The sequence below is a fragment of the Lysinibacillus sp. RU7 genome, assembly GCF_057837305.1.
Genome location: NZ_JBYQFK010000006.1, coordinates 21,224 through 41,683 on the forward strand (window position 1 = coordinate 21,224; position 20,460 = coordinate 41,683).

Annotated in this window: 19 protein-coding genes and 1 riboswitch; of the genes, 15 read left to right on the forward strand and 4 right to left on the reverse strand. The window is 39.7% G+C overall.

The features are described from left to right. The first annotated feature begins 205 nt into the window (after positions 1–205). Positions 206–315, forward strand: a riboswitch (SAM riboswitch). Positions 316–473: 158 nt separating this feature from the next. From AC3II9_RS05970 to AC3II9_RS05985, 4 genes are all read left to right on the forward strand, one after another. Further along, entirely contained in the window at positions 474–1,769 is a 1,296-nt protein-coding gene (locus tag AC3II9_RS05970) for an O-acetylhomoserine aminocarboxypropyltransferase/cysteine synthase family protein (protein WP_489153985.1), read from the forward strand. Positions 1,770–1,971: 202 nt separating this feature from the next. After that, positions 1,972–2,361, forward strand: coding sequence for a hypothetical protein (locus tag AC3II9_RS05975; RefSeq protein ID WP_489153987.1), 390 nt, complete (start codon positions 1,972–1,974; stop codon positions 2,359–2,361). A gap of 291 nt (positions 2,362–2,652) precedes the next feature. Continuing rightward, positions 2,653–3,639 (forward strand): homoserine dehydrogenase, encoded by a 987-nt coding sequence (locus AC3II9_RS05980; RefSeq protein WP_489153989.1) that lies wholly within the window; start codon positions 2,653–2,655, stop codon positions 3,637–3,639. Between the two features lie 137 nt (positions 3,640–3,776). After that, a complete protein-coding gene (locus AC3II9_RS05985; RefSeq protein ID WP_391376333.1) occupies positions 3,777–3,965 on the forward strand; it encodes a hypothetical protein in 189 nt (62 codons plus the stop codon). Between the two features lie 107 nt (positions 3,966–4,072). Here the strand turns inward: AC3II9_RS05985 and AC3II9_RS05990 are convergent, their stop codons facing one another. Next, positions 4,073–4,303, reverse strand: coding sequence for a MerR family transcriptional regulator (locus tag AC3II9_RS05990; protein ID WP_489153991.1), 231 nt, complete (start codon positions 4,301–4,303; stop codon positions 4,073–4,075). Positions 4,304–4,412: 109 nt separating this feature from the next. On the opposite strand from AC3II9_RS05990, the gene AC3II9_RS05995 reads away from it, so the two are divergent. From AC3II9_RS05995 to AC3II9_RS06015, 5 genes are all read left to right on the forward strand, one after another. Further along, positions 4,413–6,509 (forward strand): MMPL family transporter, encoded by a 2,097-nt coding sequence (locus AC3II9_RS05995; RefSeq protein ID WP_489153993.1) that lies wholly within the window; start codon positions 4,413–4,415, stop codon positions 6,507–6,509. A gap of 32 nt (positions 6,510–6,541) precedes the next feature. Further along, on the forward strand, positions 6,542–7,213 hold the full coding sequence (locus tag AC3II9_RS06000; protein ID WP_489153995.1) for a response regulator transcription factor: 672 nt from the start codon (positions 6,542–6,544) through the stop codon (positions 7,211–7,213). Then, positions 7,210–8,595, forward strand: a complete 1,386-nt coding sequence (locus AC3II9_RS06005; RefSeq protein ID WP_489153997.1) for a sensor histidine kinase — start codon at positions 7,210–7,212, stop codon at positions 8,593–8,595. The genes AC3II9_RS06000 and AC3II9_RS06005 overlap by 4 nt, the downstream gene beginning before the upstream one ends. Before the next feature lie 209 nt (positions 8,596–8,804). Continuing rightward, positions 8,805–9,671, forward strand: a complete 867-nt coding sequence (locus AC3II9_RS06010; RefSeq protein WP_489153999.1) for a DMT family transporter — start codon at positions 8,805–8,807, stop codon at positions 9,669–9,671. Positions 9,672–9,698: 27 nt separating this feature from the next. Then, a complete protein-coding gene (locus AC3II9_RS06015) occupies positions 9,699–10,091 on the forward strand; it encodes a hypothetical protein (RefSeq protein ID WP_489154001.1) in 393 nt (130 codons plus the stop codon). Between the two features lie 28 nt (positions 10,092–10,119). Here AC3II9_RS06015 and AC3II9_RS06020 read toward each other — a convergent pair whose 3' ends face one another. Genes AC3II9_RS06020 through AC3II9_RS06030 form a run of 3 tightly spaced genes read right to left on the reverse strand, consistent with a single transcriptional unit; the run spans position 10,120 to position 13,087 of the window. Next, positions 10,120–11,175 carry a M50 family metallopeptidase gene (locus tag AC3II9_RS06020; RefSeq protein WP_489154003.1) on the reverse strand — a complete coding sequence of 352 codons (1,056 nt, stop codon included), beginning with the start codon at positions 11,173–11,175 and terminating at the stop codon, positions 10,120–10,122. Between the two features lie 15 nt (positions 11,176–11,190). Continuing rightward, on the reverse strand, positions 11,191–12,345 hold the full coding sequence (locus AC3II9_RS06025; protein ID WP_489154006.1) for an ABC transporter permease: 1,155 nt from the start codon (positions 12,343–12,345) through the stop codon (positions 11,191–11,193). 1 nt (position 12,346) lies between these two features. Further along, a complete protein-coding gene (locus AC3II9_RS06030) occupies positions 12,347–13,087 on the reverse strand; it encodes an ABC transporter ATP-binding protein (protein WP_489154008.1) in 741 nt (246 codons plus the stop codon). A gap of 162 nt (positions 13,088–13,249) precedes the next feature. Between AC3II9_RS06030 and AC3II9_RS06035 the strand changes: the two genes are divergently transcribed. From AC3II9_RS06035 to AC3II9_RS06060, 6 genes are all read left to right on the forward strand, one after another. Continuing rightward, complete coding sequence (locus AC3II9_RS06035) at positions 13,250–13,948, forward strand: LytR/AlgR family response regulator transcription factor (RefSeq protein ID WP_489154010.1); 699 nt, start codon at positions 13,250–13,252, stop codon at positions 13,946–13,948. Positions 13,949–13,992: 44 nt separating this feature from the next. Then, the gene (locus tag AC3II9_RS06040; RefSeq protein ID WP_489154012.1) at positions 13,993–14,940 is read left to right on the forward strand and encodes a sensor histidine kinase; all 948 of its coding nucleotides are present in this window, start codon (positions 13,993–13,995) and stop codon (positions 14,938–14,940) included. Between the two features lie 152 nt (positions 14,941–15,092). After that, positions 15,093–15,776: a response regulator transcription factor gene (locus tag AC3II9_RS06045; RefSeq protein ID WP_489154014.1), complete on the forward strand. Its 684-nt coding sequence runs from the start codon at positions 15,093–15,095 to the stop codon at positions 15,774–15,776. 145 nt (positions 15,777–15,921) lie between these two features. Further along, on the forward strand, positions 15,922–18,162 hold the full coding sequence (locus tag AC3II9_RS06050; RefSeq protein WP_489154016.1) for a sensor histidine kinase: 2,241 nt from the start codon (positions 15,922–15,924) through the stop codon (positions 18,160–18,162). A 163-nt stretch (positions 18,163–18,325) separates the two neighbouring features. Further along, the gene (locus AC3II9_RS06055) at positions 18,326–19,399 is read left to right on the forward strand and encodes a metallophosphoesterase (protein WP_489154018.1); all 1,074 of its coding nucleotides are present in this window, start codon (positions 18,326–18,328) and stop codon (positions 19,397–19,399) included. Between the two features lie 11 nt (positions 19,400–19,410). Beyond that, on the forward strand, positions 19,411–20,235 hold the full coding sequence (locus AC3II9_RS06060; protein WP_489154020.1) for an undecaprenyl-diphosphate phosphatase: 825 nt from the start codon (positions 19,411–19,413) through the stop codon (positions 20,233–20,235). Positions 20,236–20,460: the final 225 nt, after the last annotated feature.

The following is a 20,460-nucleotide window of genomic DNA, read 5'->3' on the forward strand; positions in this document are numbered from 1 at the left end:
AATGCTGATTTTACAATGCCTGTACATTCCTAATTGTTATGTTGATTATAACGTTTCTATATGAATATACTGTTAAAATTTAGTTAATTAATAGTTTAGTAGGAGAGTATAAAGCGTTAATTTCAGAAAATTTTAAATTAATAGTTGACGAATCGGATTTAATTGTTTTATACTGTGAAACAACAGATGGAACATGAATCATATACTCTTATCGAGAGAGGCGGAGGGACTAGGCCCTGTGATGCCCAGCAACCAGTAACAACTTACTAAGGTGCTAATTCCTACAGATTCGAATCGGGATCTGAAAGATAAGGGGAGGAAAACTTGCTCATTCGCAGCCCTCTTCTTATTTTGAGAAGAGGGCTTTTTGTACTCATTTGTATAAAAAGCAACTTCCAAATTAAGAGGGGTTACGTTTTCGAAATCCTCCTCAACCGATTATCCATCGATTATACTTTAGGAGGAATTTACTCATGTCACAAAAACCAGAAACGTTATTATTACACGGTGGTCAAAAGCCAGATCCTGTCACAGGCGCAATCGCTGTACCTATTTACCGCACAACGGCGTATGCCTTTAAAGACACTGCTCATGCGCAACGTCTTTTCGCTTTAGAAGAGGCAGGAAACATTTATTCACGTATTATGAACCCAACAGTTGGCGTATTTGAAGAACGTATTGCTTTAATTGAAAAAGGGACGGCTGCAGTAGGGCTTTCATCTGGTTCCGCTGCAATCGCATTCTCAATTTTAAATATTGCAGGTACAGGAGATAACATTGTAGCAGCAGGTTCGCTTTATGGCGGCACATACAATTTATTCGCGAACACACTACCTCGTTACGGCATTACAACGACATTCGTAGACGAAAGTGATCCAGAAAACTTCCGTAAAGCTATTAATGAAAACACAAAAGCATTATATGCAGAAACAGTAGGGAATCCGTCTTTAAATATTTTAGATATCGAAGCAGTAGCAAATATTGCACATGAGCATGGCTTACCATTAATTATCGACAATACATTCCCATCGCCATATGGCTCAAATCCGATTGACTTCGGTGCCGATGTTGTGGTCCATTCCGCTACAAAATGGATTGGTGGTCACGGTACGACAATTGGTGGCGTAGTCGTAGATGCAGGGAAATTTGACTGGACGCAAGGTCGCTTCCCAGGATTTACAGAACCAGACACAAGCTACCACGGCTTACGCTATGGTATTGATGTACCCAATGCAGCATTCGCAACAAAATTACGTGTGCAATTATTACGTGATTTTGGGCCAACATTATCAGCAGACGCTGCCTTTAACTTCATTCAAGGGCTAGAAACGCTTCATTTGCGTGTGGCTCGTCACAATGAAAATGCAACAAAAGTAGGGGAGTACTTAAAAAACCACCCATTCGTGGAAAAAGTAAATTACCCAGGCTTTGAAGACTTCCCATCACATGATGCGGCGAAGAAATATTTAAAGCATGGTTACGGCTCGATGCTCACATTTGAATTAAAAGGCGGTCGTGATGCAGGGCGCGAGTTCATCAATAGTGTAGAACTACTATCGCACGTAGCAAACGTTGGAGATGCACGTTCATTAGTGATTCACCCAGCGTCTACTACACACCAACAATTATCAGCAGAGCAATTACAAGTAGCGGGTGTATCAGAGGGACTCATTCGTCTTTCAATCGGCTTAGAAAATGTAGAAGATATCATTGCTGACTTAGACCAAGCTTTAGCTAAATCACAAGCTCAAGCAGGCGCACAAGTTTAAAATATAGCCATTAGTGGTAAATAAATTGCCTCATGCGGCAAAGGGAGGTGGTAATACTCGTATCATTTCACGAGGAAGCCACTTTTATTTTCAAAAATAAAACCTAGTAATTTTATAAACATTATTGACAATAGGTTGTCGGTGTATTAATATAAGGTTAAAGATAAAACCAACTGAAATTGTAGGAAAAGGAGTGTTGAAAATGGGCAATGTTTACAGTGCGCAAAACGTCGCAGCATATTTTGTATACGAATTAAATGAAGTACATGCTTTCGTAAATCAAATTTCAATCCAATATTTATTAGGGCGTGTCGATGCGATGTGGAAAAAAGCATTCGGACATAGCGCATTTTCAGAAGCCACACACGACCTTGAAACAACGGGTTACATCATAAAGGAAGTGTATGATGCATACCAGGAGTACGGAACAAATCATATTAGCTTACCAGCGAAGGAATGGTTTTTAAAGTTTGGTGAATTCCAGCTTGTCCATCGTACATATGGGGTACCACCCTTTACGAAAAAGGAAGAAATCATCGTAAAGAAAGTACTGGATCGTTATCGCCATTCTTATGCAGATGTTGCCGTGTAGTTTATAAAATATATGCTTCTGAAAAGTCCCCTTACTTTTCAAAGCTTTAAAGAAAGCATCCAAATCTAGGATGCTTTTTCTATTTATTAATAGAAGAAACTCTAAATGTGTCGGAATTTTGAAAGGTTTACGACAATGTAACGGTGTTTGTGTGCATTTTAAAAAAACAATTGTTCATCTAGAGAAGATTTTTCTTGTTTTCATATAGGATATACGATAAAATTTTCCTATGTTAAATTTTTAGAATAATTTGTTTATATAGATTTTTTACGGATTTTGGAGGAGACATTTATGGCAGTAATCAAGGCGGCCATCTTAGGTTTTGGCACAGTAGGTCAAGGGATTTACCATATTTTAAATGAAAAGCGTGAAGAACTACGTGAAAAACTAGGCGTAGAACTAGAAGTAGCGAAAATTTTAGTGCGTGATACGTCAAGAGAGCGTGTACCAGGAACGAAGCATTTATTAACAGATAATATTGATGATGTATTCGCAGAAAAAGGGATGCAAGTTGTATTTGAGGCAATTGTGAACGAAGAACCTGCATTTTCTTATTTACAACGTGCGATTGAACATAAATGCCATGTCGTTACGGCAAATAAAGTGATGTTTGCCAAGCGTGGGATAGAGCTACAAGAGCTAGCGAAAAAGAATGGTGTATTCGTAGGCTATGAGGCAACGGTTGCGGGTGGCGTACCTATTATTAAAACAATGAAAAATATTTTACTAGTGAACGATGTCAGCCGTATTCAAGGCATTTTAAACGGGACGACGAACTATATGTTAACGAAAATGCGTCAAGAAGGTTGGAGCTATGATCAAGCATTAGCAGAAGCACAGCGCCTAGGCTATGCAGAAGCAGATCCATTTAATGACGTATCAGGTCAGGACGCATTTAAAAAATTAATGATCCTATCCGATCTTGCATTTGGGGAACAGCCAGCGTGGTCAGAAGTAGAAGTCATCGGGATCGATACATTAACACTAGATGATATTAAAGCTGCAAATGAAAAAGGCTTACGTTATCGCCATGTGGCAGAGGTTGAGAAAAATGCAGAAGGTCAAATTATTGGGAAAGTAGCACCGATGCTAGTAAATGCTGAACATCCATTATTCCCAATTGATGATGTATTCAATGCTGTTTCAATGGAGACAAATTATATCGGGACGTTAACGGTAACAGGTCCAGGTGCAGGGATGTATCCAACAGCTTCCGTTATGGTGGAAGATTATGCTGAAATCATTGGCAAACGTGCAGGATTTGTTGTATCGATTTAATTTACAGCGCCTTCCTTTATAGGAGGGCGTTTTTTGTATGAAAATTATAAGTGTTCAAAAACACTAACTTGCATGATTTTGTAAAAAGTGAGGAATGAGCATAAAAAAAGCCAAAAGGGATACTTTAATAAATGGAGGTGAGCCTTTTGGCAAAAGAAAAAAAGAAGAAAAATGGATTAGATCGTGAAGAGTACGGGTATGGTTTGGATATTAGTGCTGATGATTTAGGTGTCATTGGCCAAAATAATCAAGCGAAAAAACAGAACGATAATGAAAACAAAGACAAGCCAGAAAATAAAAATAACCCTTCTATCTTAAATGAATAACAATGTACAAGTACTACAGTTTGAACATAGCTGTAGTACTTTTTTATGTGGTATTCGAAACGAGAAAGATCCCGCCTACGCAGGATCTTTTTTACGTATAGTTTTAGTTAATCTTCGTCTTTCACATCAATATCTTCTGGAATCGGTGTATTACGCCAAATTTCAATTTCTTGTTTAATGCGTTCCAGCTGCTCGTGGTACGTGTCAAATTGACGGCTGTTCACTAAAAATTGCTCACCGTCATGTACGGCTTTAATGCGGCCATTGTAAATGTATTGTAAGATTTGATGCTCGGGCATACCAATATCTTTGGCGGTTTCCTCGACTGTTTTGTACATTTGGATGACCTCCGTTTTTAATTTGATTATAACACGGTTAGTTTATATTGAATTTATATTCGTCCGCTATGATGTAAAACGTAGTATTTTCGATAGAGGAGGAAATGAAGTGAATAAACTGTTACATCCTATTACAGATTGGGTTTCCACAAAACGTGGCATGTGGACGACCATTATCGTCTGGTTAGTATTGATGGTAGGGCTAAGTGCAGGCCCGAAGCTAGGCGACTATAAAGTATCAAACTTTCAATCGCTTCCGGACGAGGCAGAAGCGATTATCGCTGAGCAAAAATCAGAGGCATTGTTCCCAAATGATCAAGGGACACCAGGGATACTCGTCTTTCATAATGAAAACGGGGAAGTGAATGTAGATGAAGTGAAGCAAATTTTGAATGCGATACTTGCGGAAAATATTGAAGGTGTCGATACTATCATTGATATTTCTACATTACCCCCGCAAGCATTAGCAGGTTTTACGTCAGAAGACAAATCAACTATGATTGTCCCAATGAATTTAGAGGCAGGTCTTGGCAATGCGGATTATGCTGAAATTAATGATCGAGCTTCTGCTACTGGAAATGACGTTGCAAAAGATTTGCAGACAGATTTCTATATAACAGGTCCAGCTGGGATTGCTGGTGATACGATCAAACTATTTGAAGCAGCAGACTTCAAATTACTATTTGCGACAATCATTATTATTTTAGTACTACTAATCGTAATTTATCGATCACCACTACTAGCATTTATTCCACTATTTGCGACAGTAGTTGTATATCAAGTAGTAAATCAAATCATTGCACTAATGGGTGCGCGTGGGTTAGAAATTAATAACTCGACGACATCGATTATGAGCATTTTACTTTTTGCGGCGGTAATCGATTATTCATTATTTGTATTCTCGCGTTACCGAGAAGAGCTAAATCATTATGAAGATAAATATGAAGCGATGAAGCATGCGATGCGTGCAACAGGGGAACCTGTTGTATTTGCAGGTGGTACGGTTTTAGCTGCGATGCTTGTATTATTTTTCGCGGATTTCCGTGATTACCAAAACTTCGCTCCGATTTTTGGGACGGCGATGTTTATTATTATGTTCGCTTCTGTCACGTTAGTACCGGCGCTATTTACGTTATTTGGTCGAAAAGCGTTTTGGCCAAAAGTCCCGAAATATGGTGAACATAAAGAAGTGAAGCATGGTTTATGGGGACCGATTGCTAAATTTGTTGTCAATAAACCAGGGCTTTCAGGTGGGATTGTAGCAATCTTTATGTTCATTACAGCGTTCAATGTATTTAATTTAGAGTACGAGTTCGATACAGTGAAAAAATTCCCAGAAGAGTTACCTTCTCGTATAGGATATGAGATTGTAGAATCAAAGTTTGATAAAGGGGAGCTAGCGCCAACTACAATTATCCTGGAAAGTGAGAAAGTATTAACAGAAGCAGATATCGTGGCATTTACAGAGCAGCTGACAAGCTATGAAGAAATTAGCTCCGTACGTCTCTCTGCTACAACAGCAGATGAAACAGCCGCAAAATTTAGTGTTGCGCTAGCATTAAATCCGTATTCAATAGAAGCAATCGACTTTATGCAGGAGCTTCGTGCACATACGGTGGCTATGATGGATGACATCGGTGTGGAAGCTGACGTTTATTATAGCGGGATCACGATGAAATTAGTAGATGAACGAGAGGTAAATAACAGCGATATTATTAAAATTGTATTGCTTGAAACAGTACTAATTTTAGCCTTATTATTTGCTTTAACTCGCTCATGGAAGATGCCAATTTATATGATGGCAACGATTTTAATTTCGTACGTATCTGCATTAGGGTTAGGGATTTTCTTAGTCGATGTATTATTTGGTTATGATGCGATTAGTACCCGTGTACCTGTGTATGCATTTATTTTCTTAGTTGCGCTTGGTATTGATTACAATATTATTTTAGTCTCACGTTTCTTAGAGGAACGGAAGCTGATGAAGGTGAAGGATGCACTTGAAGTTGCGATTCGTAATACAGGTGGCGTGATTTCATCCGCCGGTGTGATTTTAGCAGCGACATTTGCAGCACTAACAACGATGCCAATTGCTGATTTATTTATCTTTGGTTTTATGGTGGCAGTCGGTATTTTAATTGATACATTTTTAGTGCGGGGGATGTTATTACCATCTTTAATCTTATTTTTTGAAAAAGATAAGTAAACCTCTCATACTTTAAGGGATGGAGGGATTGTATGCGAATTTTAGTGGTTGATGATGATGCGGATATTTTACAGCTGGTGTCGATTCATTTAACACGAGAGGGCTATCAGGTGAAGCGGGCAAGTGATGCGCAACAGGCACTGAAATTACTTGAAGAGATCGAGGTTGATTTAGCGATTGTTGATGTGATGATGCCGGGCATGAATGGCTTTGAGTTAACGAAAATATTAACAAAGGAACTAGAGATTCCAGTCATTCTATTGACAGCGAAAGGGCAGCTAGAAGACAAAGAGCAAGGGTTTAGTGCAGGATCTGAGGATTATATTGTGAAACCATTTGAACCGAAAGAGCTGCTATTTCGCGTAGCTGTTGTAATGCGTCGTTTTGAGCGTTCACTGGAAGCAATGATCGAGGTAGGCAATATAAAAATCGACCGAAAAAATTTTGAGGTGATCATTAACCAGGAAACAATTATGCTACCGATGAAGGAATTTGAATTGCTTAGTATGCTAGCGTCACGTGTTGGAAAGGTGACGCAGCGTGCTGCACTTATTGAGCAAACATGGGGAGCTGATTATGAAGGGCATGAGCTGACGTTAAATACGCATATTAATCGTATCCGTGAGCGCCTTAAACGACATGGGGCGTCCGTCGAAATTCAAACGGTGCGTGGTGTGGGCTACAAGCTAGAGGTAATAGTATGAAGTCCTTATACAATCAATTCATCTTCGCGACAGTGTTGATTTTACTATGCAGTATCGGGATTGGTTTTATCCTAGCCAATATGGTGTATTATACGTTTACAAAAGAAAAAATCGATGCACAGCAAGTTGAAACAGCAGAAGAAGTGACGCGTATTTTATTGTATATGCATGAATCCCGCCATTCGATAGATGAGTACTTAACATCTGTTGGGCTACTAGGGTATCAGCTTGTGATCATTAGTGAAGGTGGTCAGTATCAATATTATGGCGCCTCCTTTAGCGACAAAGAAATGCCCAAAGAAGCATTAACAACGGTTTTCGATGGGGAAATTTATCAGGGGATGCAAGATTTTAAAAGTCGATTTTCAATGATGGCTCATTTTTCGAATAAATTGCATAATACGGTAGGGATTCCGTTTGAAATGAATGGTGAAAAATACGGCCTCTTTTTACGGCAAGATAATAAAACGTTATTTTCGGATTTCCATATGGTCCTCGTTGGTTTTGTATTGACCATTGCGATTGTAAGTATAATGGGCGTTGTCTGGATGACACGCCAATTCATTCGCCCGATTACACAACTAACAGAGGCAACGAAGGCGGTATCTAATGAGGATTTCGATTATGCACTGGAAATTACACGGAAGGATGAGCTTGGGCAACTTGCCGAAAGCTTTCATTCGATGCAACGACAGCTAGCGTATAATGACGAGGCAAGGAAGGCGTTCATTAGTAATGTGTCACACGACTTCCAATCCCCCCTTATGAACATTCAAGGCTATGCCGATTTATTGCAAGATGAGAACGTATCCGATGTGGAACGAATCGAATATTCGGCGATCATTGACCGTGAATCGAAGCATCTTTCTAATTTAACGAAGCAGCTACTGCTCTTAACATCCCTTGACCAAGTGGCTTATCCATTAAAAATGAAAGAAGTACGAATAGATGAGCAGTTAAGAGACGTGCTTCGTAAGTATCAGTGGCGTCTCCATGAACAAGAAATGGAGCTATCATATAAGCTCGAAGAAACAACAGCGATCGTTGATGAGGAACTACTGGTGAATGTCTGGGATAATTTACTGTCCAATGCGATTAAATATACGGATGCAGGGGGCACTATATTTATCTCATGTCGTCCTGTCGGGGCGATGCTAGAGGTCGTCTTTAAAGACACGGGAATTGGAATGACGGCAGAGGCTTGTGAACAAGTATTTGAACGTTTTTATCGCGTGGATGAAGCGCGGAAAAAAGATGGAACAGGTCTTGGGCTAGCCATTGTGAAGCAAATTGTCTCCTTGCATGATGGGACAATTCAGGTAGAGAGTGTACTTGGTGAGGGAAGTACCTTTACAATCGTCATGCCAACTAATGTGAAATAAGGATACTTGTGATGAGGACATGTTTAACTGAAGAAGTCTGTCTGGGAGACAGGCTTCTTTTTTGCTGTTTTGTTCCTGAAAGTCGCGTATATTTCAGTCGAACCCGCGTATATTCTGCTCAAAGTCGCGGATAAATGATATAACGTACTCTTAAAAGTTAGCTATTTCCAATATAATGGTTGTAGTGAGAGAAAAGAGGGGATTTCATCATGCAAGCTTTACCATACATAGCCGTGTTACTGGCAGCGATGCTGTGGGGGACAACGGGGACAACACAAACATTTTTACAGGATGGGATTTCGTCATTTGCTGTAGCCTGTGTACGGTCGGGGATTGGTGGTGGGGCACTACTGATCGTTGTATTGCTGATGCGAAAAACGAATTGGCACACATGGCCATGGAAATGGAACATAGCCGCAGCAGTCGCGATTGCGCTGTTCCAATGTTTATTTTTCTCATCGATTCGCTTTACAGGTGTGGCGATTGGCACGGTTGTCACAATTGGCAGTGCCCCTGTATTTTCAGGCATACTGGAATGGCTGATTTGGAAAACGAAGCCGTCCCGCATTTGGGCAATGGCGACAAGCTTTGCGATTACAGGCTGTATATTGCTTTTTGTAAATCGCGGGGAAGCCGTCGTCGATGTAGTGGGCGTCCTACTTGCGCTAGGTGGTGGATTGATGTTTGCGCTTTATACAAATGTGAGTAAACAGCTAACCAAAAGCGCGGACACATTACCAGCTGTGGCAATGACGTTTTCTTTATGCGCGTTATTTTTATCTCCCGTCGCGCTGATGGATGGATTGGTGTGGATTGGCAACATGCAAAACTTTGTCCCGATGTTATACATGGGGATTATGACAACGAGTGTCGCCTATTTACTCTTTTTAGGAGGGCTTCGTTTCGTCAGTTCTTCTGCCGCCGTGACACTTAGTTTAGCAGAGCCACTAACAGCTGCACTGCTCGGTGTATTTTTCTTAGGTGAGTACTTATCGTGGACGTCTTGGATTGGTGTTGGATTTATTTTAGGGGGAATTTTAGTATTAACGATGGGGGGGAAGACTACTTCGGAGTGAGACTCTATCGAAGGAAGAGGGAAAATGATGAATGAGTTAATGGTATTTAATGAATTGCATAAATTTTTATTAAATGAACTTGGACCAATGAAGGTGACGATTGCTGAAAAAAGCTTAGTATTAGGATACAAGCCGGTATCTTTTTTGGGGATGATGCCAAAGTTTGCGACACTGGCGCCAGGAAAGCCCTATATGTGTTTGATTTTACATGTTGACCCTAAAAATCCTCAGTCAAACAAGGGAGAACTGATTCAACAAGAGGCGGAAAATAGAATGGGTTTTAATGTATCCGCATTACGTAAATTTAAAAGGAAACAACATGAGGTATATATTCCATTTGAAGTAATAGATTCAAAGGAGAAAATGAATATACTTAAACAATTTATTCAAAGGCATTACGAAGTAGTTACTACAAACTAAGAAAGATGGTACTTCTCCCCGTACCATCTTAATCTCGTATTTGCATCACTTGCTGAAGGAAAGCGGTTAACTGCTTTTCTCCTTCAAAAAAGCCGTATTGCGTCATCTGTTGCTCGCATTGCTCTATCACTTCCTGTAGTCGTTTCTCCGCTAGTTTCTTGTCGCCTTGTAAAGAGGCTAATAATGCTTCGCTGCGCTTATAGCTAATCGGTTCGACTTTTGATAACTGTGCATGCAATGACGTGATGAGCGCTTTATCTGGATGATCCGATATATAGGAATCAATTTGACGTACATGTGTCACATGTTGTAATAATAGTTGATTTTTATTGGTAATCGGAATCGTTTTAAATGAATCCATAGCTTGTGATGCAACCTTAAACCCGTTCGTCATTAATTCATAATAAAACACCGTATAGGCTGCGAGGATATTGTCAGCGGATGGTGTCATTTTTTTTGCGTCCTCAATCAATGATTTATTCCATTCGGAAGGTTTTTTAGGTGACATCAGTTCTTTCGTTAATAACAACATTGCCACATATTGCTGTGATTTTTCACCGCCACGTTTTAACATCATCCATATATAGCCATCGGAGTAGAAGCCACCTGCCATCCGCATTGGAATAGCAGTAGCAACAAAAATAGCCCCATGTAATGTCATAGCGTATGCCAAAAGTGAAGCATCCGTTAAGTACCATAATCCAAGTAAAAGAATCGCTGCCCCTATACTAAATAGTGGTCCACCTGCTGCATACCACATATGCTTTTTTGTTAATTCGTGATCTGTACTAATCGGCATACAGTAGGCGACACCACCAAACATGGCCCAGCTATGATTGGGTACGATTTTTAACTTTTCGCTTTTTTCAATTGTGAGTGGCCCAATCGTCATATAGATAAAGCGATAGCCTGCGAATAGTCCAAATACAACGTGCCCGAGCTCATGAATGAAAATCGTCATGAAAAATAACACAAGAGACAATGCGAAAAAGTTTGTTGTATGAGCAAATGATGTAAAAGCACTCACAATAAAAGCAATAGTGAGTGCAATCGTCACGTAAAAGGGAGAGAGCCATTTATTCAACAGAGAAAACCTCCTTTAATTGGACACTACCCACCGATCTTTTAAGAAGAATAGGCGTGCCACCATTAATAAAATAACCATGACAACTAAGTTACTACCTAAAACTGTGACGATGTGTGAATAATCAATAATGCCTAGTAATAGTTCTTTAAAGATAGCAAATATATTTAAGATTGGTACGATAAAGTGAGTCATTGTTAATTCATTCACGCCAATGTTTATCATAAAAATGGCAGGTAACATAGCGAGCATCATAAGAGGTGAAATATAGCTTTGTGATTCTTTTATTGTTTTAGCAAATAGGCTCGCTAACAAAAGGAGCGCTGCCACTAGTGTGCTATAAGAGATTGTGATAATGCAACATGCTAAAACAACCATCGTCAATCCATTTTCAAACTGTAGGCCAGCTTTTAGGTTTTCTGTAAAGAAGTAAATTTCGAATGATAAAACAATTAGGGTGATAATGCCCGTAATGCTAGCAATAATCACTAGTGTAAGCCATTTAGCAAATAACAATGTAAAGCGATTCACAGGTGTGATGAGTAGTGCCTCCATCGTTTTGCGTTCTTTTTCCCCAGCGAGTAAATCAGATGCGGCTGGATATGCTCCAGCAAATACAGTAAGGGAGAGCATGATGGAGATTAAATAGGTAATCATCATGATGGAGTCGTTACCTTCCACTGTTTGTACATGCTCAATCGTGAATGGTTGTAAAATAGCTGGATTAATATTTTCCGTCACTAGTGTATTCATCACCTGCTGTTGACTAAATGTGGCGAGTCCCATCTCTAGTTGACTTGCTGCAAAGCTACCATTTGCACTATAAGCATCTGCTAAGATTCGAACGGGTGGGTTTTGCTTGTCCTGCACCATGTCAATAAAATTTGCTGTCAAAATAAGACCGGCTTCTGCTTCAGCATCTGTTACCGTTTGCTCTACATTTGTTACTTCTTTAAATGTGAGCGTGTCTTCTGTAAAAATGGTTTCTACTACTTCTAACGTCCCTTCTTGAATAGCAATTGTATGGGTTTCACCTTCACCATTTGTCATTAAGTATTCATAGAAAAATACAAGTCCACTCATTAGAAGCATTGGTAGTAATACACTTAACAAAAGGGTGCGTCGGTCACGAAAGCAATCCTTTAATTCTTTTTTTAAGATTGTAAACATCTTATTCTGCTCCTCTCACTAGCTTACTCATGAAAATATAGTTTAAATCCTGATTTTGCTCCTGCTCATACAGTGCTTCTAGCGTGCCGTTATAAATAAGCTCACCCTTATGAATCATCGCTACCTTATCGCAAAGCATCGTGATTTCTTCGACAATATGGCTAGAGAAAATAATGGTTTTTCCTTCTCGCTTTAGCTGGTGTACGAGCTGACGGAAGACGTTTGATGACGTAATATCAAGCCCTGTTGTTGGTTCGTCAAATAAAATAATGTCTGGATCGTGTAGTAATGTACGAGCAATCGCTACTTTTTGACGCATCCCTTTTGAAAATCCACTGACTTTACGGTTCAAATAATCGCGCATGCCAAACATTTTAGCGAGGTGGTCAATACGTACTTTTGTTTCATGCTTGCCGAGACCATAAAGGGACGCGAAATATTCGAGGTTTTCCTTTGCTGTTAGGCGGTCATATAACCCCGTTTCACTGCCAAATAATACACCAAGACGTTTTTTGACCTCATTTGGTTGGGTGATTGTACCGAATCCGGCCACAGAAATGGAACCGGATGTTGGTTCATTTAGTGTAGCAATGGCACGAAGAAGGGTTGTTTTACCAGCACCATTTTCGCCAAGTAAGCCAACTACTTCGCCTTTATGAATCGTTAAGGATACTTCTTTTAAAGCAGTAATATATTTTTTCTTATCTTGAAACTGCTTCGTGACTTCTTTAATTTCAATCATGCAGCTGTTCACCTCTTATTCTTTATTGTCTTCATGTTACAAAGGAAACGGGCTTGTATCTACGAACATGTCGCGAAAGTACCGTTTCCTGTCGTGAATTGTCCAAATGGCGTTGAAATTTGATAAAATAGGAAAATATAAGTTGGGGATAGGTGAGTGGGTGTGAAGGTAGGTTTAGTGGATGATCGTCCAATCGATTTGCAAAAGTTAGAAGCGATTATAGGTTCGATAGACGACATAGAAATTGTTTTCTCGACCGTTTCGGCTGAAGAGGCATATGAGCAAATTAAAAAGCAGTCAATTCAATTATTAATTGCCGATATAGAAATGCCAAACTTATCTGGCTATGAGCTTGCAGATATTATTCATACACACGCATTAAATATTGCCGTGATTTTTGTGACGGCGAGTAGCGGATATGCGGTTCATGCATTTGAATTAAATGTGCATGATTACATTATGAAGCCTTATACAAAGGAACGTCTTATTCAATCGGTAGAGCGATTAAAGGTAAAGCTACAAAGTGCAGGGATGGCTGGGCGCATTTATATTAAACAAAAGGCAGACATACATATCATTCAAAAAAAGGACATTATTTTTATCGAACGCTCTGGTCGCTCAACGACGATTCATACGAAAAATGGACAAGTGAAGACATATCAAACGTTAAATGAATTAGAGGGTGAACTCAGGGAGCGCGATTTCCTACGTTCGCATCGATCGTTTATTATTAATATTCATTACGTGACGAATTTTTCGCTATATGCGAAAAATTCGTATTTAGTCTCGTTTGAGGGGATTGAGGATAAGGCGATGATTACGAAGGAAAACATTGATTATTTGCAGAAGCATTATTTTTAGTAGGAACATCTAGTCGAAGTGCTTTGAGGTAAAGGAGTTTAGGGATGGGGAAGCTAATCGTTTATATCGGAATTTGTTTATTACATAGTTATAGCTTGCTACATGAATGGCTTCATTGGCCGATTTGGGTCGCGTTAGTTGTTGCGCTTCTAGTTAGCTATAGCATGTTTCGTATCGTGGAAGCCTCTTCAAGCATGTTAGCAGGGCAGCTTCTATTGGGGGGCAGCTATTGGTTGTTGGAGCCTTCTAGTGGTTACGTATTGATTGCGTTAGCAGGAGCGATGTTCTTTTTATATGGAACAAAATGTGAGCGTGATTTGCGAGTAATGCGCATGACATCCATAGAGGCAGAGGAGCAACAACAGCAATTTAATGATGTGTTCCAAGAAGTAAAAAAAGAGCGACATGACTATTTAAAGCATATCGCTGCATTGCAGTTTATGATAGAAGATGATGATATAGCGGGGGCAAAGCGTTATGTAGCAAGCATTGTGAACAGCTATGAAGAAACGAATTTATCGATTAAAGGGGAGCGCGGTGCAGTAGCAGCTGTATTACACGAAGCGTTTAAGCAGGCACGAGCACAGAATATTGCATTGAATTATCGATTGGATGTCCCATGCTCACAATTACCGCTGACAGATAAACAACTAGTAAGTCTGATGGGAAATATATTAGACAATGCCATCTATGCTGCTGGTCAGTGGCAGCGTGAATATCGTACACAAGCATTTGTAGATGTGGAGCTGATCAAGCGAAGTGGCTTGTTTATTTTACAATGTACAAATAGTACACTCCCTTTACCAAGCCGTATTACAGATGGCTTGTTTGAAAGGGAAGGGTTGACGACTAAGGAGAGCCATGACGGTTTAGGGACTACTATTGTCGCTGATATTGTCAAGCAATGTGATGGGCATTTAGATTTTATCTATGAAAAAGAACGATTTACACTAAAATTGAAATTTCCGGCATTTTCAGGGTTATCTTTATAAGGTAACCTTATTTTATTTCAATATAATGGTATAATATGGTTATTTAGTGGTTGCTAGGCGTTTCTTAAGAAATTCTTCAGATTTGTCCTTATAAAATCCTAAGGTTTGTTCAGTACGATATAATTATAAGAAAAAGCAGTGAGGTGTTGAGGGTGGACAAGCTAACTGTACTTGTGACGGATGATGATCAAGATATTCGTGATGGAATTGAGATCTATTTAAAGAATGAAGGGTTTAATGTGCTGAAGGCAGCGAATGGGCTGGAGGCGATAGACATGCTCAAGCAGCATGAAGTACATTTAATCATTTTAGACATTATGATGCCGAAGATGGACGGGATTACGGCGACATTTAAAATTCGAGAGGAGCGCAATATCCCGATTTTGATGCTCAGCGCGAAGGCAGAGGAGACAGATAAAATTCATGGGCTATCCATAGGGGCCGATGATTATTTAACGAAGCCATTTCATCCACTGGAGCTAATGGCGCGGGTGAAAAGTCAGCTACGACGCTATACGGAACTAGGGACGTATGCACGACAAGAGCAAACAGATGGGCTTACATTACATCCAGAGGCAAAAGAGGTACGACTTGACGGAGAACCAGTGAAGCTGACACCGATTGAATATAAAATTACAGAGCTTCTTTTAAAAAATGCAGGACGTGTGTTTTCGATCAGTGAAATTTATGAGCTTGTATGGAACGAGGAGGCGTATAACGCTGAAAATATCGTTGCTGTACATATTCGTAAAATTCGTGAAAAAATCGAGGCTGATCCGAAAAATCCACGTTACTTGAAAGTGGTGTGGGGACTTGGATACAAAATTGAAAAATAAGCTACTCGATATTTGTACGACATGTAGTGTGGTTGCAGCCATTATTGGATTCGTATGCATCGGGGCATATGTTTGGCGCTGGATCAACACAGATTTACTGGAGACTATCCAATTTTTACAAAGACTATTTTAGGAGGAATGACAAATGAAAAAACGTTTATTCCTTACTCTTTTTCTTATATTTTTAGGGGTGCTAGGTGTTTGGTCGTTTTTAATAAAAGGCCAAGGTTTTATTGGGCAAAATTATTTTGATTCTCATGACATAGTAAATGAGCAAGATTACTTTTTAGAAGGTTTGAAAGAATATGTATTAGACCCGATTGATTTTGAACAAGCAGAGCGCGCTATTCAAGTGAATGATGATGAAATTATGTATTACCGTGAGTATTACGGGTCATTGGAAGAACAACTGGCGAATATTCGCGCGCAGTATGAAAGTGCAGTAACTGGTGAGGAGACCGTCGTAGAAACAGAAACGACGCAGGAAGAAACAACTGCGGAAGAAAAAACGGATACTGCTCCAGCTACAAGTGAAGCGCAACGCTTACAGCAAGAGCGGGATCAAAAATTAGCGGAAGTGCGAAGAAATTTTGAAAGTAACGAAGTAGCAAGGGGAAAAATACTCGCAATCAAGAAACAGGCGTTAGCCAAATATAAAGTAGAATATGAACAAAGGGCGCGTCAGTTTAAAGAGCAATATAGTTATTTTACGTATCGATTAACGAATGAAGCGGGCGAAGTATACGAAAAAAAATCCCCAGAAAAAGTCGCCCACCGTATTCAGTTTAAAAAAGGCGATGAATTATATACGGAAGGGAATCGCACTATCTATTTAAATGATTATATAGCAGATGGTGCAGGAATCAGTAATACGTATATCGATGTATCGAATGAAGGTCAATGGTTTATAGGAGAAGTGTCGCTATTAAAATCAGCCATGGATGAGACGGGATTTGCAGAATCGTATGATATTTTTACACTTCAAAAATGGGTTTTATATACACTTTGGGTCATCAGTTTAGTGGCGATTAGTTTACTCGCTACGATGTTAAAGCCAAGCCGTGAATTGTTTTCAGCTGTTCCAGAGCTAGAAGCGAAGTTCCACCGTTTACCGCTTGATGTTCGTTTAGTCATTCCGATGATCACAGGGTTATTGGCGTTTAATTTTATAGAAAGTTTTCCGTACCGAATCGAATCACAGGTTTATTTTATTTCTCAAAACTATTTTTTAAACTTTGAAGAAGTCGTGCTGTTTTTATTTGGTTTTGCTTTCACCGCAGTCGCGATTGTCACGGCAATATGGGGATATGATGCTGTGAAACGTGAAGGGCTTTCGGCGGAAAATTCAATCTTTATCCGTTTAGTAGAAGCGATGCGAGAGGCCTTTTTAAATAAATCGATTGGTCAACAAACGGTAGTAATGTTTATCGTCTTTTTCCTTGCAGGGCTTGGTTTTGCGGGTGTGTTATTACAACCAGCGTTACTGTTGATTTATGCACCATTATTTATGTTCGTTTTGTTACCGGTGTTGTATGTGTATATAAAACGCATGGGCTACCTAAACCGTGTGATGCAGAAAACAGAGGATATGGCGGCAGGCCGTTTAACGACGGCGATTGAAGTAAAAGGGAAGTCACCGATTGCCAAACATGCGGAGAATTTAAATGCTTTACGTCAAGGTGTGGAGCTATCGATGCATGAGCGTGCTAAAAGCGAACGGTTAAAAACAGAGCTCATTACAAATGTGAGTCACGATTTACGTACACCGCTAACGTCGATTATTACGTATACGGATTTGTTGAAAAACCCTGATTTGCCAGAAGAAGAACGGACGAAATACGTGGATATTTTAGATAAAAAATCAGCACGATTAAAAACGTTGATTGAGGATTTATTCGAAGTATCTAAAATGGCAAGCGGTAATATTGAGATTTTGAAGCAACGCGTGGATTTAGCGCAAATGCTACAGCAAACGGTAGTGGAGCACGAAGAAGATTTTACGGCGGCGGGTCTTGATTTACGTGTGACGATTCATGAACAACCGATTTATGCGTATGTGGACGGTCAAAAGTGGTGGCGTGTTGTCGATAACTTGCTTGTTAATGCCCGTAAATATAGCTTAGAAGGCACGCGTGTATACGTATCATTACGAGTCGTAGCAGGTGTAGCGGAGTTTGCAGTGAAAAATATCGCTAAGTATGAGCTTGGTGGTAATGTGGAAGAATTAACAGAGCGCTTTAAACGTGCAGATACGTCACGTCATACGGAAGGTTCAGGATTGGGGCTAGCCATTGCACAATCGATTGTGGATTTACATGGTGGGTCACTTATTATTGATGTAGATGGTGATTTATTTAAAGTAATTGTGAAGGTGAATATCGGGTAATGGGGAGCGCCTTCTATAGGAAGGCGCTTTTTGGTTGGTACCGGGGAGGTCCCCGGTACAAAGCCGGTACTTCCCCGGTACCAAGCTGGTACTACAGTGGCACATGCTATTATGCTATAATTCTTCAGTAGTAAACGATATAAAAATAGGGAGCGTGGCGCACATGCGACTATTGATAGGGATACTTGTTGTTGCGATATATAGCGGCATTACAGGTTATTTAGGCTGGAACTTGAAGCAATGGCTCATTGCACTCAATATCTTTCGGTTTGAGGCGGTGTATTGGCTTGTTTTATTTATTGTTTCATTTAGCTTTGTTTTAGGGCGGCTGCATGAACTGTTGAAGCCACTGGCGGTTATCGGTAACTATTGGATGTTTGTGTTCCAATATGGACTTGTGATTTGTTTGATAGTCAATCTCGTCATTTGGCTGACACCATTTAAGAGTGTGCTATGGGCTGGGACATTTGGTATGATAGTGCTTGTTGTTTTATTTGCGATTGGCACATATAATGCCTATACGCCAGTTACACGTGAGTTGACAATTGAAATTGAAAAAAAAGGGGAGCCGCTACGTGTTGTTGTTGCATCTGATTTCCATTTAGGGGTGCTGTCCAACAAAGGTCATTTACAAAAGTTCGTAAACCTAGCAAATGAAGCACAGCCAGATATCGTGTTGCTCGCTGGGGATTTAATTGATGATGATCCAGCATGGTATATCGAAGACGGGATGCACGAAGTCATGAAGCAATTAAAGACGACATATGGTGTTTACGGGGTGTTAGGGAACCATGAATATTACGGTCGAAAAATTCCCTTACTCATTTCAGAAATGGAAGCATCGAATGTGAAAATGCTACTTGATGAAACTATTTTGATTGACAATCGTTTCTATTTAACAGGGCAAGAAGATCTCACAAATACATCACGACAACTATTAGAACAGTTAAAGCCGGCAGACGAGTCAAAACCTTGGTTTGTGATGAATCATACGCCGAATGATTTAGCAACACCATCCCATTTAGGTGTCGATTTTCATGTGTCAGGGCATACACATAAGGGACAGATGTGGCCGAATCATTTCATTACATCCAAATTATTTGAGCTCGACTATGGTCATCGCTTAAAAGACACAATGCATGCACTTGTATCCAGTGGCTTTGGCTTTTGGGGGCCACCGACACGCATTGGTTCTCAGTCGGAACTTTGGGTAGTTGATATTGAATTTACAAAATAAGGAGTATAACAATGGAGTTTTTGGAATTATTAAAAGCGCTCATCCTCGGCTTTGTCGAAGGGATGACGGAATTTGCGCCCGTCTCTTCAACCGGGCATATGATTATTGTTGATGATTTATGGTTAAAAACAACGGAGTTTTTAGGGCAGGGCTCCGCTAATACATTTAAAATTGTCATTCAGCTAGGATCTATTTTAGCGGTAGTCGTTGTCATGTGGAAGCGCATGCTCAGCTTAGTTGGTCTTTATAAAATGGAAGGGCACACAACGACACGCTTTAACTTAGGACATGTTATTGTCGGTATTATTCCAGCTGGTGTGTTTGGTGTATTATTCGAAGATTATATCGATGAAAATTTATTTGGTATTGAAACGGTGATTATTGGTTTATTCATCGGTGCATTTTTAATGATTATTGCGGATAAATTTGGACCGAAAAGACCAAAGATTACGTCACTTGATGATATTTCTTATGGAAAAGCCTTTAAAATTGGTCTTGTGCAATGTTTATCATTATGGCCTGGTTTCTCGCGTTCTGGTGCAACGATTTCAGGTGGTGTGTTGCTTGGGCTTGACCATAAAACAGCAGCGGACTTTACGTTTATTATGGCGGTGCCGATTATGGCAGGGGCGAGCGGGTTATCGCTTGTGAAAAACTGGGATCAAATTAATCTAGATCACCTTAGCTTCTATATTGTTGGTTTTGTAAGTGCATTTATTTTCGCACTGATTTCGATTAAATTCTTCTTAAAATTAATTTCACGTGTGAAATTAACACCATTTGCCGTGTATCGTATTATTGTTGCGATAATTTTAATGGCGATTGTATATCTATAATAAAAATGGCAACATCCTTTTTTAGGATGTTGCCATTTTTATTTAGAGCAAAAGCGGAATGCGCGGCTTAACACAGTAGGCGTGCTACCTATTTAAATATTCCCCTCTGTATTTCATACGATGTACTGAAGTAAAGTGAAGCTTCTATTAGTCGGTATTTCCCTGTTAATAAGGCATAGAAAGTATGACAACATTAAAAAAAACGTTGTCATTTTCTATTATACG

Bases quoted from the DNA above. Each gene is read 5' to 3' on its own strand.
- AC3II9_RS06010 (WP_489153999.1), top strand. From the start codon at position 8,805: ATGCAAGCTTTACCATACATAGCCGTGTTACTGGCAGCGATGCTGTGG.
- AC3II9_RS05975 (WP_489153987.1), top strand. From the start codon at position 1,972: ATGGGCAATGTTTACAGTGCGCAAAACGTCGCAGCATATTTTGTATAC.
- AC3II9_RS06030 (WP_489154008.1), bottom strand. From the start codon at position 13,087: ATGATTGAAATTAAAGAAGTCACGAAGCAGTTTCAAGATAAGAAAAAA.
- AC3II9_RS05990 (WP_489153991.1), bottom strand. From the start codon at position 4,303: ATGTACAAAACAGTCGAGGAAACCGCCAAAGATATTGGTATGCCCGAG.
- AC3II9_RS06015 (WP_489154001.1), top strand. From the start codon at position 9,699: ATGAATGAGTTAATGGTATTTAATGAATTGCATAAATTTTTATTAAAT.
- AC3II9_RS06005 (WP_489153997.1), top strand. From the start codon at position 7,210: ATGAAGTCCTTATACAATCAATTCATCTTCGCGACAGTGTTGATTTTA.
- AC3II9_RS06025 (WP_489154006.1), bottom strand. From the start codon at position 12,345: ATGTTTACAATCTTAAAAAAAGAATTAAAGGATTGCTTTCGTGACCGA.
- AC3II9_RS06060 (WP_489154020.1), top strand. From the start codon at position 19,411: ATGGAGTTTTTGGAATTATTAAAAGCGCTCATCCTCGGCTTTGTCGAA.
- AC3II9_RS06040 (WP_489154012.1), top strand. From the start codon at position 13,993: ATGGGGAAGCTAATCGTTTATATCGGAATTTGTTTATTACATAGTTAT.
- AC3II9_RS06055 (WP_489154018.1), top strand. From the start codon at position 18,326: ATGCGACTATTGATAGGGATACTTGTTGTTGCGATATATAGCGGCATT.
- AC3II9_RS06000 (WP_489153995.1), top strand. From the start codon at position 6,542: ATGCGAATTTTAGTGGTTGATGATGATGCGGATATTTTACAGCTGGTG.
- AC3II9_RS05970 (WP_489153985.1), top strand. From the start codon at position 474: ATGTCACAAAAACCAGAAACGTTATTATTACACGGTGGTCAAAAGCCA.
- AC3II9_RS05980 (WP_489153989.1), top strand. From the start codon at position 2,653: ATGGCAGTAATCAAGGCGGCCATCTTAGGTTTTGGCACAGTAGGTCAA.
- AC3II9_RS06050 (WP_489154016.1), top strand. From the start codon at position 15,922: ATGAAAAAACGTTTATTCCTTACTCTTTTTCTTATATTTTTAGGGGTG.